We start from the raw sequence: 16,599 nt of genomic DNA, 5'->3' as shown, positions 1-16,599 counted from the left end.
GTCGTGTGCCGTGGAGGCGGGCGCGGTCACCGTCGCACCGCCAGTCCGGCCAGCTCCGCGTCGAGCAGGCGCATCAGGCCGTCGGGCGACTCCACCACGTACATGTGCCCGCCGGGCAGTTCGGCGTGGTGGTACGCGGCCGCGGTGGCCGCCTCCCACTCCCCCGCCTCGTCGCGCGAGACGAGTTCGTCGTGGTCGCCCCGTACGGAGACGACCGGGACCGGCAGGGGCTTGCCGGCGGGGGCCCGGTAGGTCTCATGCATCTCCACGTCGGCGCGGAGCGGCGGCAGGAGCATCTCGCGCAGGTCGGGGTGTTCCAGTGCCGGGTGGGTGTACCCGGCGAACTCCCGCACCTGCGCCAGGAACGCCTCGTCGGTGAGGCCGGTGGCCCTGGTCCGGCGCTGCGTCCAGGGGCCGGGTGAGCCGCTGACGATGAGCTTCACCACCTCGGGCCGGCCCAGGGCGCACAGCCGGTGGGCCATCTCGTAGGCCAGGACGGCGCCGAGGCTGTGGCCGAAGAGGGCGACGGCCGGGCTGCCGGCGACGCGGTCGAGCACGGACGGCAGCAGGTCGTCGACGGCGGCGACGACGTCGGTGTGCAGCGGCTCGCCGAAGCGCTCCTCACGGCCGGGGAGCTGGACGGGGGTGATGAGGACGGTGTCGCTGCCGTACTCCTGGCAGCGGCGGTACACCGAGGCGCCGGCGCCGGCGAACGGGAAGCACAGGACGGGTATCTGCGGCATGTCTCAGCCCTCCATCTCGGTCGTGGTGGCCCACGCCCGCTCGATCAGTTCGCCGGTGCCGGCGGGATTTCCTCGTACGAAGTAGTGGCCGCCGGACGCCAGTCGCCGGAAGCGCACGTCCTCGGCGAGCAGCTCCCAGGAGCGGTGGGCCTCGGCGGCGTGGGCGAGGCTCTCGTCGTCGTCGGCGACGACGACCGTGAACGGTGCTTCGATGCGCCGCCCGGACGGCTGCTCGGTGCGCCCGATGAAGTAGCGGTAGCCGCCGCAGACGTCGTGGCGGAACGAGTCGCCGAGGAAGGAGATGTAGCGGTGGTCGAGGCCGTCCAGTTCGCCGTAGCCGGTCTCCTCGACCATGTATCTGATGATCTCCTCGTCGCTCCAGCCGTCGATCATGGCGATGGACTCGCGCATGTCGGAGGCGGGCGGCAGCAGCTTGGACCCGATGAAGACGTGCCGGAGGTCGAAGCCGCGCTCCTCCAGGACGCGGGCCAGCTCGACGGTCACGGCGGCGCCGCCGCAGTGGCCCCAGAGGATCAGCGGCAGGTCGGCGCGCTGCTCGATCTCGTCGACGATCCGCACCACCGTCTCGGTGACGTCGGTGAACTCGCCCCGGCGCTCGGGGCTGTGCCCCGGCTGTTCGACGCCGTACACGACGAGGTCGGGGGTGAGCTTCTCGATGGCCTCGGCGAGCGGTTTGAAGTTGACCGGGTGGCCGCAGGGGTACGGGACGCAGATCACCGCTCCGAGGGCGGCCTCGCCGGGGGCGCTGGTCAGCCGCTGGAGCAGTTCGCCGTGCTCCTGGCCGGTGCCCTCCTCGCGCGCGGAGCGCTCGTCCACCAGGGCGGCCAGTTCACCGAGGCGTGGGGTGCGGGTGAGGTCGGAGAGGGTGACCAGGCCGTCCAGTTCCAGCACGACGCGGAGCGCCGACAGGGAGTTGCCGCCGAGGGCGAAGAAGTCGCCGTCGCGGGCGATGGCGGAGGGCGGGGTGCCGAGGACGTTCGCCCAGGCGTCCCGGATGCGGGTGACGGTGGCCTCGGACGCGCTGCCGGCGGTGGTGGTGGCCGGGTCCGCCGCCCGGGTGGCGGACGTGGGCGTGCGGCCCAGCAGGGCCAGGTCCTCGTCCGCGAGCAGGGCGTGGGCGTCGTGCGGCGCGTCGGGCTCCGCGGCCATCAGCTCCAGTACCCGTACGAAGTAGCCGCCGATGCGGTCGATCTGCGCCTCGTCGTACAGGTGGGTGTGGAAGTGCAGGCAGAGCTGGAGCTCGTCGTCGAAGAAGTGCCGGGAGAACTCGGTGCGGAACGGGAACTCCGTCTCGGAGTCGACCCGCATGTCCAGCATGGAGAACTCCGGCAGCTTCTTGAGGTTCTGCAGCAGGTAGAAGTGGGTGAAGTTGAAGGTGGTGCTGAACAGGACGCGCTGGGTGGCGAGGTCCTGCTTCATCCGGGCCATGGGGTAGCGCCGGTGCGGCAGCAGGTCGGCCTCGGCGCGGTACACGCGGCGGATCAGGTCGGCCCAGCTCCCGCCGGCGAGGTCGACCTGGAAGGGCACGGTGTTGAGGTGCAGGCCGAGGGTGGTCTCCGCGCCCGGCAGCTCGGGCCGGCCGCTGTGCTCGTAGCCGGTCATCACGGTGTCCTGTCCGGACACCAGGGCGAGGACCTTCATGTGGGCGGCGAGCAGCACGTCCTTGAAGGGCACCGACAGGGCGTCGGCGGTCGCCTCGATGCGCTGGGTGAGCCCGCTCGGCAGGGGCACGTCCCGCAGGACGACGCGGAAGTCGTCGGTGGGTTCGGCACCGGGCCGGGGCGGGACGTCGGCGGGGTGCGGGTCCCGCAGCACCTTCCGCCAGAAGTCCCGGGACTGCGGGGAGCGCAGTGCCTGGGTCTCCAGGCCGACGAAGTTGCGCAGGTGGTTGTCGACGGGCGGGCGGGAGGTGTCCCGGCCTTCGCGCAGCTGGTGGTACAGCTCGAACAGCTGGGTGTGCAGCAGCGAGATGGACCAGCCGTCGAGTGCCGAGTTGTGCTGGCTGACGGTGTAGCGGAACAGGTCGTCGCCGAGCACCTGGACGTGCAGGGTGACCAGTCCGCCCTCCTCCCACACGAAGCGGCGGGCCTTCTCCTTCGCCAGCCACTCCTGGTGCCAGGCCTCCTGCCCGGCCGCGTCGAGGTGGCGCAGGTCGGCGACGGTCAGCGGCGGGTCGACCTCCCGGTGCACGATCTGGAGGAACTCGCTGTAGCCGGTGAGGTGGTAGGTGGTGCGCAGGATCGGGTGGCGCGACGTGAGCAGGCGTACGGCCTCGGTGAAGGCCTCGGTGTCGAAGGTGCCGGTGATCGAGTAGCTCAGCACGTCGTGGTACTGGCCGAGGCCGCCGGTGATCTCGGTCTGGAAGATCAGCCCGGCCTGGAGCATGGAGAGCGGGTACGCGTCCTCGGCGTCCTCCGGGAGCAGGGCTCGGTCGGCGTCGCCGATCAGCTCGAAGGGCCGGAACGCGCCGCGGGCGGCGACGTCCGCCTCGGCGGTCGCGGACTCGTTCGCGTCCTCGATGCAGCGGGCCAGCCGGGCGATGGTCTGGTGCTTGAAGAGCTGCTGGAAGGTGAACTCCAGCCCCGCCTCGCGGGCCTTGGCGAGGACCGATACGAAGTGGATCGAGTTCCCGCCGAGGGCGAAGAAGTTGTCGTTCACGCCGATCCGGTCGCGGCCGAGGACCTCACGCCAGATCTCCGCGAGGGTCTTCTCGTGCTCGGTGCGCGGGGCGACGTGGCCGGCGGGCTTCGGGCGCAGCGCGTCGGGGCTGCGCAGGGCCGCGCGGTCCAGCTTGCCGTTGGGGGTGAGCGGCAGTTCGTCGAGGGCGAGGATGCGGCCGGGCACCATGTAGGCGGGCAGCGCCTCGCGCAGGTGGTCCTTGAGCGCGCTCTCGGCCGGCGCTTCCCCGGCCGGTACGACGAAGCCCCGCAGGGAGGCGGTCAGGCCGTCGTCCACGGCGACCACCGCGGCGTCCCGGACGTCCGGATGGGCCCGCAGCCGTTCCTCGATCTCGCCCGGTTCGACGCGGAAGCCGCGGACCTTGACCTGGAGGTCGACGCGCCCCAGGTAGTCGAGGGTGCCGTCGGGCAGCCACCGGGCGCGGTCGCCGGTGCGGTAGAGGCGTTCCTCGCCGACCGCGGCGCCGCCGGTGAACTTCTCGACGGTCAGCTCCGGTCTGTCGAGGTAGCCGCGGGCCAGGCCGACGCCGGCCACGTGGAGTTCACCGGGCATGCCCACGGGGCACGGGTTGCCCCGGTCGTCGAGGACGTGCATCCGGATGTTGTCGATCGGCCGGCCGATGGGCAGCCGGGCGCGGCGGTCCGCCCGGTCGAGGCCGGTGACGGGCTGGTGGGTGACGTCGACGGTCGCCTCGGTGGGGCCGTACAGGTTGATCAGGCGGGCCTCCGGCAGCAGTTCGGCGAACCGCGCGGCCTGGGCGGGGGTGAGGGCCTCGCCGCTGGCGAAGACCTGCCGCACGGTCCGGGCCCGGGAGGCGTCGCCGAACCGGTCGAGGTGACCGAGGAACATGCTGAGCATCGACGGCACGAAGTGCAGGGTCGTCACGGAGTGCCGGTCGAGCGCGGCGAGCAGTTCGGCGGGGTCCTTCTCGGTGCCGGGCGCGGGCAGGGCGAGGGCGGCACCGGCGAGGGACCACCAGAACAGCTCCCAGACGGAGACGTCGAAGGAGACGGAGGTCTTCTGCAGGATGACGTCGCCGGCCCCGAGGGGGTAGGCGTTCTGCATCCAGGCGAGCCGGTTGACGGCGCTGCGGTGCTCCACCTGCACGCCCTTGGGGCGGCCGGTCGAGCCGGAGGTGTAGATGACGTACGCGACGTCGCCGGCGTCGCCCGCGGGCTCGGCCGGCCCGTCGGTGCCGGCGTACGCGGCGGCGTCCTGAAGGTCGAGCGCCGGGGTGTCGCCGAGGAGCGCGGTGAACCGGGCCTGGGTGAGCGCGAGGCGCGCCCCGCTGTCGGCGAGGAGGAAGTCGATGCGGGCCTGCGGGTAGGAGGGGTCGACGGGCAGGTAGGCGCCGCCCGCCTTCAGCACCGCGAGCAGGCCCGTCATCATCTCGGGTGAGCGCTCCGCGACCAGGGCGACGACGGTGCCGGGGCCGACGCCACGTCCGCGCAGGGTGTGCGCGAGCCGGTCGGAGCGGGCGTCGAGTTCGCCGTACGTCACGGTGCCGGCGTCGGTGAGGAGCGCGGGCGCTTCGGGGGTGCGGGCGGCCTGCGCGGTGAACAGGCCGTGCAGGGTGGCCTCGTCGTCGAAGGGCCGGTCGGTGGCGTTGCTCGCCTCGATGATCGCCGCGTCCTCGTCCGTCCACAGCCACAGGTCGGTGACCTGCCGGTCGGGCTCCGAGGTGGCGAGGTCCAGCAGCAGGGCGTAGTGGCCGGCGATGCGGTGGACGGAGTCCTCGGCGATGCGGTCGGTGTCGTACGTGACGGTGACGACGAGTCCGTCGTCCGCGCGGGAGACGGTGAAGCGGGTGGCGGCGGGGGTGGCGTACCCGGCGTCGTGGAAGCCGGTGAGCTCGATGGCGGTGTCGAAGGCGTCGAGGCGGCCCAGTTCGGCGGCGAGGGCGGCGACGTCGCAGTCCTGGTGGCGCTCGGCGTCCCGGACGGCGGCGGCGACCCGGGCCAGCAGTTCGCGGAGGGTGCCGGTGGGGGCGGTGCGCAGCAGGAGCGGTCCGCCGGCGTGGGCGGGGGCGGCGCCGCGGGTCGGCTGGGCGACGACGACGTCCTCCTGGCCGGTGCAGCGGCCGACGAGGGCGATCAGGGCGGCGGTCAGGACGACGTGCAGTTGCTCCGGCCGGTCGCGGCTGACGCGGTCGAGGCGGGCGGTCAGTTCGGGTCCGAGGCGTACCGCGTGGGTGGCGGTGGGCACCCGCTCCCGGTCCGCCGCCGGGCGGAAGTCGGACAGGAAGCCGGAGGTCTCCGTGAGCGCGGCCAGCTGGGATCGCCAGTGGGCGGCCTGCGCGGAGGGTGCTGCCTCGGGGTGGTGCGACGGCATAGGTGTCTCCTGGATCGAGCTGCGAGTGAGTGCGTGACGGGCCGTGCGTGTGCGTGGTGCCGTGAGCAGTCAGAGATCGAAGTCGAGGTCGAAGCCGGAGGGGGCGGGCAGGAGGGCGCCCAGGGAGGTGGTCGGGTCGGTGGTCGCCGTGTCGAGCACCGAGATGAAGGTGTCGCGCCAGGACTCGACCGTGTCGCGGCGCAGCAGTCCCGCGGCGTACTGCCAGTCGACGCTCAGGCCGCCGGGGGTCTCGTGGATCTGCATGTTGAGGTCGAAGACGGCCTGTCCGGTCTGCTCCAGGCGCAGCGGTACGCGGGTGCCGTGGAAGTCGACGGAGAGGTAGCGCGCGCTGTGCAGCGCGAGGAGCGCGTCGAACAGCGGGGTGCGGCTGTAGTCCCGCGCGGAACCGGTCCGGGCCACGACCTCCTCGAACGGGAAGTCCTGGTGTGCGGAGGCCTCCTGGGCGGCATCGCCGGTACGCCGCAGGAAGGCGTCGTACGGCAGGGCGGGGTCGGCGTCGAGGCGCAGGACGACGGTGTTGGCGAACATGCCCACGGTGCGGTGCAGCCCGGGGACGGTGCGGCCGGACACCGGGGTGCCGACCGTGATGTCGGCCGTGCGCTTGAGCCCGGACAGCAGCAGGGCGTACGCCGACGCCAGCACGGCGAACGGTGTGACGTCGTGCGCGCGTGCCACGGCGCGGATCCGGTCGGTCCGTTCGCGGCCGAGGTCGAAGGCGAGGACGTCGCCGTCGAGGCCGCGCAGCGCCGGGCGGGGGTGGTCGGTGGGCAGGTCCGCCGGGTCGACCGGTCGGGCGAACACCTTCTCCCAGTACGGGGCCTGGGCCTCGCGGGCCGCGGTGGCGTCGCGCCCGCGGAGCCATACCGCGTAGTCCCGGTACCTGCGGGCGGGCGGGGTGGGTTCGCCGCCCGCGTACAGCAGCGCCAGGTCCTCCAGGAGCGGGGTCAGGGAGAAGCCGTCCACGATGATGTGGTGGAGGTCCAGCCGCAGCCGGACGCCTTCCCCCGCGCGGTGCACCTCGGCGCGCCACAGCGGTGCCCGCGCCAGGTCGAAGGGGCGGACGAACGCGCCGGGCGGGGTGGCCTCGCGCGGGTCGTCGACGACCCGTACCGAGGGCTCGGCGTGGGCGTCGACGCACTGGCGGACCTCGCCGCCCTCGACGGTGAAGCGGGTGCGCAGCGCCTCGTGGTACTCCGGGAGCCGCCGCAGGGCGTCGCCAAGGCGCGCCGGGTCGGTTCCGGCGGGCAGGTCGAGGGTGACGGGCACGTTGTAGTGCACGGCCCGCGCGTCCTTGATCTGCTCCAGGTAGACCTGCCGCTGCTGCGGGGTCACCGGGTAGGTGTCGGCGTCGGGAGCGGCCGGGATGCGCGCCGCGGCGGTGGCGGTGGAGTCCCGCAGCAGGGCGGCGAGGCGGGCGGGCGTACCGCTGCGCAGCACCGCGCCCGCCGGGCAGTGGCGGCCCAGCCGCTCCTGCGCCCCGGCGGCGATCAGGGTCGCGGTGAGCGAGTCGGCGCCCAGGTCGCGCAGGTCGTGGCCGGAGCCGATACCGGTCAGGCCGAGTGCCGCCTCGGCCAGTTCGACGAGCGTGCGCTCGACGTCGTCGGCCGGCGCAGTGTACGGGGTCGCGGCGAGCAGGGGTGAGCCGTCCGGGTCGGGGAGCCGGTCCCGGTCCACCTTGCCGGTGTGGGTGAGCGGCAGCCGCTCCAGGGGCACCAGGTGGGTGGGGACCATGTGGCCGGGCAGGGTGCGGGTGAGGCGGTCGCGCAGTTCCTCCGGCGCGGGCGGCCGGGGGCCCGCGTAGTAGCCGCACAGCCGCAGGTCGCCGCGGCCCGGCATGGGCCGTGCCGTCACGACGGCCTCGGCGACCCGGGGGTGGCCGAGCATCGCCTTCTCGACCTCGGCGGGTTCGATGCGGAACCCGCGGATCTTGACCTGGTGGTCGCGGCGCCCGAGGAAGTCGATCACACCGTCGGGCCGCAGCCGCGCCAGGTCGCCGCTGCGGTACATCCGGCCGCCGGGGACGAAGGGGTCCTCGGTGAACCGCTCGGCGGTGAGGTCCGGCCGGCCCAGGTAGCCGAGGGTGACGCCCGCCCCGCCCAGGCACAGTTCGCCCGGCACGCCGACGGGGCACAGGCGCCCCGCCTCGTCGAGGACGTACGCGGTGGAGTTGGCGATCGGCCGGCCGATGGGAATGCGGCGGCCGTCCAGATCGTCACGGGTGACGCGGTGGGTGAGGGAGAACGTGGTGTTCTCCGTCGGCCCGTACCCATTGACCACGGTCAATTCCGGGCAGGCGTCGAGGGCTTTCGCCACGTGCGGGGAGGAAAGCGCGTCGCCGCCGACGACGAGTTCCCTCAGGGGGCGGAACGCTTTCGCGTCCTGCTCCACCAGTTGGTTGAAGAGCGGGGAGGTCAGCCACATGGTGGTGATCCGCCGCGTGCTCAGTTCCCGGCCCAGTTCGGGGGCGTTGAGAATGACGTCGCGGTCGGCCATGTGGAGACTTCCGCCATTCAGCAGCGGGCCCCATATCTCGAAGGTGCTCGCGTCGAAGGCGACCGAACCGGTGGGCAGCATTCTGGTGTCCGGCCCGAACGGTACGTAGTGCGTCCCCTTCACCAGCCGGACCACATTGCGGTGCGTGACCTGGACGCCTTTCGGCGTGCCCGTGGTGCCGGAGGTGTAGCAGATGTACGCCAGGTCGCCGGCGGACACAGTGGCGGCCGGGGGCTCGGCGGTGGCGGCGTCGTTCCGGTGGTTCCGGGCGTCCACGGTCACGACCGTGCCGTCGAAGGGCGGCTCGGCCGGGAGGCCGGGGCCGGTGACCAGCACCCGCACCGAGGAGTCGGCCAGCAGCCAGGCGGTGCGCTCGGCCGGGTGGTCGGGTTCCAGCGCGACATAGGCGGCTCCGGAGCGGAGGATGCCCAGCGCCGCGACGACCAGTTCCGGGCCGTGCGCCGCGCAGAGCCCCACCCGGTCGCCGGTGCGCACTCCACGAGTGCGCAGCGCGGTGGCCAGGTCGGCCGACCGTCCGTCGAGCTCGCGGTAGTCCATCCGCCCGCCGGTCCAGGTGACGGCCGTTGCCTCCGGGGTGCGCCGGGCCTGCTCGGCGAAGAGCCCGTGGACGGTGGCCGTGGCCGGCCAGTCGGCGACCGTGTCGTTGAGGGAGCCGAGGATCAGCTCCTGTTCGCCCTCCGCGAGGAGGTCCGCCTCGCCGACGGTCGCGTCGGGCCGGCGGGCGAGGAACTCCCGTACGCGCAGCAGGTGCTCGGCGAAACGTTCCATCGTGGCCGGTTCGAACAGGGAGGAGCGGTATGCGAGGCGGGCCCGGTCCCCCTCGCGGGTCAGGAGCAGCTCGCCCGCCTCGCCGGGCGCCGTCGCCGCCTCCGTCGCCGTCGTCGGGGCGCCGGGGGCCGTGCGGTCCGCGTACCGCACGGCGGTGCCGGCCGGGGGCCCGGCGGGCCGCGGCGCGGCGCACCCGGCCAGCAGGGCGGCGACCGGTCCGGCCGGGTCCACGGTCAGCGCCAGGGCCCCGTGGTCGGTGTCGACGAGGAGCCTGCGGAGGCCGGTGTACCGGTGCAGCAGCACGGCGTAGGCGGCGAGGAGCAGGGTGCCCTCCTCCGCGTCGGCGCCGTGGCGCGGCAGGGCCGGCAGGGCCGGCAGGTCGAGGGTGAGGGTGCGGAAGCGCGCCGTGCCGCTGTCGAGGCCGCGCGGGTGGTCGGTGACGAGCAGGACGGGTTCGCCGGCGTCAGGAGCCGGAGGGGACGGTGTCGCTCTTGGTCTGCTGGTCATCGGCCGCGGTCACCCCCAATCTGAACGGGGTACGGCGGAAGAGGACGACCGTCAGGATGCCGGGCGCGGCGGCGAGCGCGGCGACGGCGATGATCAGCCCGTGGTAGTGGCTGTCGGTGAGCAGGAAGCCGCCGAGCGCGGAACCGGCGGGCAGGGCGCCCGCCATCACCGTGCGCATCAGCGTCATGGCGCGGCCACGCATCTCGTTGGGCACCCGGGTCATCCGTACCACGCCGCCGAGGACGGTCATGGGCGCCGACAGGATGCCGTTGAGCGCCAGTCCGAGCAGGATCCAGGGGAGCGCGGTCGGGATGAGGAAGAACAGGACGGCGCCGGAGAGCAGTTGGAAGACACCGATGCGGAGCATCTGCTTCTCGGATGTCTGTACGGCGCCGGAGACCAGCGAGCCGATGAGTTCGCCCGCCGCCATCACGGCCAGCATGAGCCCGAGCACCCCGGGCCCGCTGCTGAACTCGAACTTCGCCAGCCACGGCAGCGCGACCACCAGGGCGCCGGCGGAGACGTTGAAGGCGCCGAACGAGAGCGTGAGCACGAGCAGGAACCGGTCGCGGACGATGAGCCGGAAGACGGGCGCCCAGCCGGGCCGCTGCGGTGCGTCGCCGGTAGTCTCCGCGGGCTCGGGGCGGCCCATCGGGGCCTTGATCCGGCTGATGAGGAAGGCGAAGAGCAGGTAGGTCGCGGCGTCCAGGAGCAGGACGTTGGGTGCGCCGAAGAGGGTGATCAGACCCGCGCCGATGGCCGGGCCGAGGACGTTGGCCGCGCCCATGGCGGTGGCTTCCAGGCCGGAGGCCGCCTGGAGCTTGTCGGCGGGCACCAGTTCGGGCAGTACGGCGGGCGTACCGGCCAGCGGAATGATCTTCAGGAAGCCGTACACCAGCGCCACGACGTACAAGTGCCAGACGTGAAGGGAGTCCGCGAAGGCGAGGAGCGGGATCAGCGCGACGACCAGGCCCCGGAAGACCGAGTCGTAGATGAAGAGCTTGCGCCGGGAGAACCGGTCGAGAAGCGGGCCGACGACGGCCCCTCCGGCGATCACCGGGAGCGTGAGACAGACTCCCAGGATTCCCAGTCCGGCGGCGCCGGCCTCCTCCACCGTGATCCAGGCGAGAGCGGCGTAAGTGGCTCCGTCGCCGAGCAGGTTGAGCACCAGAGCCGACCAGAGCAACCGGTAGTCACCGATGCGCAGGATGGCCAGATATGCTTTCACGTTCCACACCGTTCAGTAGGCCGAGATGGGCAAGCGAAGCCAGCGGGTGGCATGAAATGCGCCAACACCGCCGTGGGTGTGCGAATGGGAGAGACGCCAGGGCGTGATGTGTCGCATGCGCGCGGGCATGCGTCGGTGGTCCCGGGTTTTTTGTGTATGACCTGTCAGACGTGCTCGTTTCCGGCCCTTGAGTCCGGAATCCCCCGTGCGAGTGTCCTCAAGAAGTGCCCCCACCCCCGTAATGCGGACTGCCGGAGCAGCGCGCAATTTCCGCCGTTCGTTCTAACAGTTCACACGAAACGCGTCAACGATGGTAGAGCGCAGCGGAATGGCTTGTTCTGGAGCTTGAGTTCGGACGGTCGGCCACATCGTCGCGCAGCGGGCCGGGCGATGCCTCGCGGGCTTCCCCCTCCGGCCGCCCTCCCCGGCGGTCGGCCCGGACGGAACCCCGCACCGGGTGAACTCCGGGCGCACGCTGCTGAGCACGGGGAATGGCGACGGCGGGTGGGTCCGCCCCTGAGCCACGGGGCGCGTACGCCCGGCGCGCGGGGGCCGGGAGGCGGTCCGGGGGGCCCGTGGGAGGGGCGCGGCGGGCGGTAGGTCCGGCCGGCTGATCGCAGTCCTTCCGGATAACCACGCTTTTCAGTCATGATCACGACACAATTTGCTCGCCTCAGGGCCGGTGAACCGGCGGTTTTCCCGCAGTTCACCCGTCCCCGCCGCCGGCCGGCGGCCCGCCTCACCGCCCGTGCAGCGCCCTGGCGAGTGCCGGTCCGAGCCGCCGCTCGAGGCTGCGGAGCGCCTCGACGCGTCCGGCCGCGCGGTCCATCCGGTAGGACAACTGGGGCGGGACGTAGGGCAGCAGCGGGGAGGGGCGCTGCCCGAGGGCTCCAGGCTCATGCAGCGCGGCAAGTCCTCGTACCACGGGGCGCTGCAGCGGGCCGCGCTCCGGGACGGGACGAGAGCGGCCCGGCGCTCCCGCTCGTAGCGGGCGAGGGCGGACCGGAGGCCGGGCCCGCCGTGCACGATCGAACCCCTCAGGCGCCGAGGACGGTCGAGGCGCAGTGGAGCCGCTGCTTCGAGTGCGCTTTCTGGTGAGCGAGTACGGCACCGGGCCGGTGCCAACGGGACTGCCGGGTCACGAACCCGACATGGGGTTGTCACGTGATCGGCCGAAGGTGTTCTGGTCGCGGACAGGCTGCCTCGTCCAGACTTTGAGCGGACCCGTTCGCAAAGCATGTTAGCTATGAGGTAGTCGTGCCTGTGCTGACGATCCACTTCTCCGCGGACGACCTGGGCCGCATCACCCTGGCATCGGAACCGGACGCGGCCTGGGAGATGCTGTTGAGCCTGCACGCGCTGGCCGGTCCCGCCAATCACGTGGTGTTCGGACCATGGCGGAACCAGGCCCTCGACCGCGGCCTCGCCCCCTCCACTGGATTGCTGCTCGCTCTGGCTCCTCCCCGGGGTTACTCACCCGACTTCCTCACCCCTTCCACCGGCGGGGGGCTGGACTCGGTTGCCGACGCAGTCATGGGGACCGAACGCCGCCGACTGCGTCCGCAGATCGCTCTACTGAGCGGTCGGCGCGCCCCGACGCCCTGGATGCGGTCCCTCGCCCAAGGCGACTTGGCCGCCCTGAAGCGCCTCGGCGCGGCCATGCGTCAGTACCACGCAAACGTGCTGGCCCGACCCTGGAACCGCATCCGTTCCGTGGTCGAAGCGGAGCGGGCCGCTCGCGTCCGGGACCTGCTCGAAGGGGGCGCCGAGCGATTACTGAGCAACCTGCACCCCACCATCCGGTGGAAGCCCCCCGTACTGCAGGTGAATTACCCGGTGAACCAGCAGCTCCATTTGGACGGACGAGGACTGCGCCTTATCCCGTCCTACTTCTGCTGGGGCCTGCCCATTACGCTGCTGGACGACCATATGACGCCAGTACTGGTGTATCCGGCCAATCGCGCCCTGCAAAGAATCTTGATTCACTCCCCCGAACCGGACCGCACGCCACTGTCCCGCCTGCTGGGGCAGACACGCGCGGCTGTTCTCGAGGAGATCGCGACCAACAGTGGCTTGACGGGCGGCGGGATCGCCGGTCGCCTGCGACTGTCTCCTGCGTCAGCCAGTGAGCACACCACGACCTTGCGGCAGGCGGGGCTCATCCTCAGCCGTCGCGCAGGCAACACCGTCTGGCACACCGTCACACCGCTCGGCCGTGATCTTCTCGACGGTTGCCGATCGTTGCACTGACGGTTCGTATCGGCGCGCGGCGGCACTGACTCCACAGACACGGGAGCCGGGCCCGTGAGCGGACCCGGCTCGCGTGTTCCGTTCATCAGTCCCGCGGGGCCTCAGGGCCCGGCACACTCACCCTACGGATTACAGAGACGGCCCGAGTACCAGGCGTTGTTCACTTCCCTGGCGCCACCGATGTCGGTGATGCCGGGGCCGAGGCAGCGCTCCACGTCCCCGTACGGCCAGGCGCGGTCGATGTAGACCCAGATGTGGCTGCCGTCGCTGGTGCAGTGGTTGTACCAGGCCGTCACGGCATCCTCGTAGTAGCCGCATTTCCTGACGGTTCCCTCCGCGCCGGCCGGGGGGCTCGCGGCCAGAAGGGTTGTACCGCTGAGCGCGACCGCGGCCAGCGCGCCCGCAAAACGCCTCATTCGACGGCGCATCGTTCGCCTCCTGCTTGGTGTCCTGAGCGGATGAATTCCGCACCACTTGTCGCCGAGTCTGCTGACGACGATCAGGACGGACAACCACTTTCGGGCTGCGACGAAATTGTCGATGGCTCACGGGAATCGCCGACCCCCAGACGACATACGATCACGGCCTGTGTCCGCCGGCCCAGCCGCGCTCGACTGCCCACTCGCCCGTGATGTCCTCCGCGGCGGGCAGCGTGAGGAGCGAGACGGCAGACAGGACGACGACGAGCCCGATCGAAACGGCCCAAGCGCGAGGACGGGTCTCCGGCCGGCCCGCCCTGCCCCGGCCGGCGTCGGCAGAGCGGTCCCGGCGGAGCCGTATCTCCTGGAGTCGGCGGTCGGCCGGCCTCAGTGCCCATGACGCGACGGCAAAAGCCAGGAACATCAGCGGCGGCCCCCACGACACAAGACCGTCGCCCAGTGCCAGATGCGACACCACGGCACCTGACCACATGAAGAAGACACCTGCGTACGCCCACTCCTTGATCATCTGGAAACCGGGTACGACGATCACGACGGCCGCGCCGAAATGGCACACGCCCAGAATGTAGGCGAAGTAGTCCGAGTAGCCGAGGTGGTCGAATTGGGCTTCGATCCAGTCGATCGTCAGAAGGTTCCAAGCCGATCCGGCGATCAACTCGAAGACGACGACGGTGGTGGTGAACCAGAAAGCCAAGAGAGGGATCCGGTTGCCCTCGGTTTGTGCGGTGGTGGCCGGCTTTTGGTCGGTTGCGTGCTGTCGGCTGTCGGTCGTCTTGGTTTGCATCTCGGTTCCTTGTCGCATTGATCGCTCGTTTGCCTGTACGAATTGGCCAGGCGAGCTTCGCGAAGCGCGCAGCAGGGCCATGGCGATCCACATCTCCATCAGTGCCGGCGACGCTCCCGGGCTGGGTCGGATCCGGCAGCACCCGGCGAGCATCCTCACAACGGCAGACCAGGTCTCCGGGCATGCCGTGCACCGCGAAGACCACACACGTGGGCTCCTGCTACCGGCTGATCCGGCGTGGCTGCGTCAACGTGAGGAGCTTGTCAGGGGCGGCCGTCGCGGTGTCGGCGGGTTCGAACCGCCTGCGCCGTGCCTGCACGTGCTTGCGGGCGCGGTGCGCCGCCTGACGTACGGTCGTCACGGGTTTGCCGACCGCGGCCGCGATGTCGTTGTGGGCGAAGCCGAACACCTCGCGGAGCACGAACACCACACGCTCATCAGGTGAGAGCGTTTCGAGCACCACGAGCATCGCCATGGACACGGACTCGGCCAGCACCACGTCGGCCGACGCGTCGTTCTCGTCGAGCAGCACGGGCTCGGGCAGCCACGGGCCGACGTAGTCCTCGCGCCGCCGTGCGCTCGCCCGCAACGCGTTGAGCGCCTGGCGGGTCACCAGCCGTGCCAGATACGACTTGGTGTCGTGCACCGTCGCGAGGTCCACCTCCGCCCACCGCAGATAGCTGTCCTGCAGCACGTCGTCGGACTCGGTTGCCGAGCCGAGTACCTCGTAAGCGATGGTGAACAGCAGTGGCCGCAGCAGGATGAACCGCTCGGCATGCTCGTCGGTGGTCATGGCGACGTGACTCCACGCGGTGCGGCAGCCGACTGCTCGGGACGGGGGCCGCCCTTGGGCCAGATCAGGGAACCCGGCTTTCGCGCCTCGCGACGGATCTTCCCCACTCCCAACGTGCAGATCAGCTCCTTGACCGCCGCTCCGGCGCGGCCGCCGACGTAGATGTTCACCGGGCTGTCGTCCCTGCCGGCGAGCTGGCGGACGGCGCTGCGCCGGCCCAGGCTGACGCACTCCCCCGAGAAGGCCAGGCTGAGCACCTCAGGCTCAGTCCCGGCGATGCGGCTCAGCACGGTGTCGGCGGCCTGCGCACCCAGGGGCCCGGCGGCGTACGAGCTCATCCGCAGCGGCCGGTCCGACGGTCCCGCCGCGTCGCCCGCCGCGACGACACGGTCGTCGTCGACACTGGTCAGGGTCTCGTCGGTGAGCAGCCGGCCGAGCACGTCGGTACGCAGCCCACTGACTCGGGCCAGGCCGGGAACGCCGAAACCGGCCGCCCAGATGGTGAGCGCGCTCGACCGCACCACACCGCTCGCGAGGACGACCGCGTCCGGCCTGACCTCGGCCACCGGGTCGTGCTCGAACACGGCGACACCGTGCCGGGACAGCCACTTGGCGATGGACCTGCGACCCGGCGCGCTGAACGTCGGCGCCAGGGTCGTGCCACAGATCAGTGTGACCGCGCGTCCTCGCTCGGCCAGTTCGGCGGCGGTCTCGATGCCGGTCAAGCCGCCGCCGACGACGGTGACCTGACCGTTGAGCGGTACTTCTCCCAGCCTGGTGCGCAGGCGCTGGGCGAGCTCCAACTCGCTGAGGGAAAACGAGAAATCGGCCGCGCCGGGCACAGAGGGAGCCGCCCCGGTGCTGCCGACCGCGTAGATGACGTAGTCGTAGTCCAGCGCCCGCCCCGACGCCAGTTCCACCGTGCGGGCGGCGGTGTCGATGCGCGTGGCGCTGTCGACGACCAACCGGACCTCCTCGCCGAGCAGCGTGCCGTAGTCCACCTCCGCCTCGCCGGTACCGGCGACGAACTGGTGCAGCCGGATCCGGTCGACGAACGCCGGACGGGGATTTACCAACGTGATGTCCACTCCGGGACGCATCCGCAGCCGATTGGCCGCGAGCGTTCCGGCGTAGCCACCGCCGATCACGACAACCTTGCTGTTGGGTGAACTGTCTTCCGTCATGCCTCCAAGACACCGAAGGCCCGCCGAAACGTGACACCCGTCGATGTGACACGAGGCACACCGCCGAATACCGGTGATGCGGCCATGTCGTACCGCGTGGCGTTGTCGCGCCACCCGGGAAAGGCCGGCGGGTGGCCGCCGGCCTTCGACCGCGAGGAGCACAGGCTCTACCGCGCGCTCGGGCTGCGGATGACGTATCAGCCCGCACAACGCAACATGCTGGTCGAGATCGCTCCCGACCAGCACTCTGTTGGCGAATAGGTGGCCATTCCCCCTAGGGGGTGTCTGGAAAGTCGGTGGCTCGTTGCTCTGTTTGTGGTGCGTCGACATGAACTG

At 71.5% G+C, this 16,599-nt stretch carries 10 protein-coding genes and 1 pseudogene; 2 read left to right on the top strand and 9 right to left on the bottom strand.

The window, feature by feature from the left end; translation table 11 throughout:
• Nucleotides 1–26: 26 nt before the first annotated feature.
• The 5 genes from AMK26_RS35340 to AMK26_RS36865 all read right to left on the bottom strand — a co-directional run bounded on the left by AMK26_RS35340 (nt 27) and on the right by AMK26_RS36865 (nt 11,737).
• On the bottom strand, nt 27–743 hold the full coding sequence (locus tag AMK26_RS35340) for a thioesterase II family protein (protein ID WP_073760416.1): 717 nt from the start codon (nt 741–743) through the stop codon (nt 27–29).
• Nucleotides 744–746: 3 nt separating this feature from the next.
• On the bottom strand, nt 747–5,774 hold the full coding sequence (locus AMK26_RS35335) for a non-ribosomal peptide synthetase (RefSeq protein ID WP_073760414.1): 5,028 nt from the start codon (nt 5,772–5,774) through the stop codon (nt 747–749).
• Between the two features lie 69 nt (nt 5,775–5,843).
• Nucleotides 5,844–9,584 (bottom strand): non-ribosomal peptide synthetase, encoded by a 3,741-nt coding sequence (locus AMK26_RS35330; RefSeq protein WP_073760412.1) that lies wholly within the window; start codon nt 9,582–9,584, stop codon nt 5,844–5,846.
• Nucleotides 9,541–10,812, bottom strand: coding sequence for an MFS transporter (locus AMK26_RS35325; protein ID WP_073760450.1), 1,272 nt, complete (start codon nt 10,810–10,812; stop codon nt 9,541–9,543). The genes AMK26_RS35330 and AMK26_RS35325 overlap by 44 nt, the downstream gene beginning before the upstream one ends.
• A gap of 739 nt (nt 10,813–11,551) precedes the next feature.
• Entirely contained in the window at nt 11,552–11,737 is a 186-nt protein-coding gene (locus tag AMK26_RS36865; protein ID WP_143608721.1) for a hypothetical protein, read from the bottom strand.
• Nucleotides 11,738–12,075: 338 nt separating this feature from the next.
• On the opposite strand from AMK26_RS36865, the gene AMK26_RS35320 reads away from it, so the two are divergent.
• Nucleotides 12,076–13,062, top strand: a complete 987-nt coding sequence (locus tag AMK26_RS35320; RefSeq protein ID WP_073760410.1) for an ArsR/SmtB family transcription factor — start codon at nt 12,076–12,078, stop codon at nt 13,060–13,062.
• Between the two features lie 122 nt (nt 13,063–13,184).
• Here the strand turns inward: AMK26_RS35320 and AMK26_RS35315 are convergent, their stop codons facing one another.
• The 4 genes and pseudogenes from AMK26_RS35315 to AMK26_RS35300 all read right to left on the bottom strand — a co-directional run bounded on the left by AMK26_RS35315 (nt 13,185) and on the right by AMK26_RS35300 (nt 16,263).
• Nucleotides 13,185–13,490 carry a DUF6355 family natural product biosynthesis protein gene (locus AMK26_RS35315; RefSeq protein ID WP_073760408.1) on the bottom strand — a complete coding sequence of 102 codons (306 nt, stop codon included), beginning with the start codon at nt 13,488–13,490 and terminating at the stop codon, nt 13,185–13,187.
• Between the two features lie 151 nt (nt 13,491–13,641).
• Nucleotides 13,642–14,286, bottom strand: a complete 645-nt coding sequence (locus AMK26_RS35310; protein ID WP_073760406.1) for a DoxX family protein — start codon at nt 14,284–14,286, stop codon at nt 13,642–13,644.
• A 298-nt stretch (nt 14,287–14,584) separates the two neighbouring features.
• Nucleotides 14,585–15,079 (bottom strand): annotated as a pseudogene (locus AMK26_RS35305) (sigma-70 family RNA polymerase sigma factor); the annotation flags it as partial.
• On the bottom strand, nt 15,076–16,263 hold the full coding sequence (locus AMK26_RS35300; RefSeq protein ID WP_073760404.1) for an NAD(P)/FAD-dependent oxidoreductase: 1,188 nt from the start codon (nt 16,261–16,263) through the stop codon (nt 15,076–15,078). The pseudogene AMK26_RS35305 and the gene AMK26_RS35300, both read right to left, overlap by 4 nt.
• 30 nt (nt 16,264–16,293) lie before the next feature.
• Between AMK26_RS35300 and AMK26_RS36860 the strand changes: the two genes are divergently transcribed.
• Complete coding sequence (locus AMK26_RS36860; protein WP_143608719.1) at nt 16,294–16,524, top strand: hypothetical protein; 231 nt, start codon at nt 16,294–16,296, stop codon at nt 16,522–16,524.
• Nucleotides 16,525–16,599 lie beyond the last annotated feature (75 nt).

Origin of the sequence: Streptomyces sp. CB03234 (genome assembly GCF_001905885.1) — a bacterium.
Lineage (GTDB): Bacteria > Actinomycetota > Actinomycetes > Streptomycetales > Streptomycetaceae > Streptomyces.
This window is presented reverse-complemented; position numbering and strand designations above follow the sequence as displayed.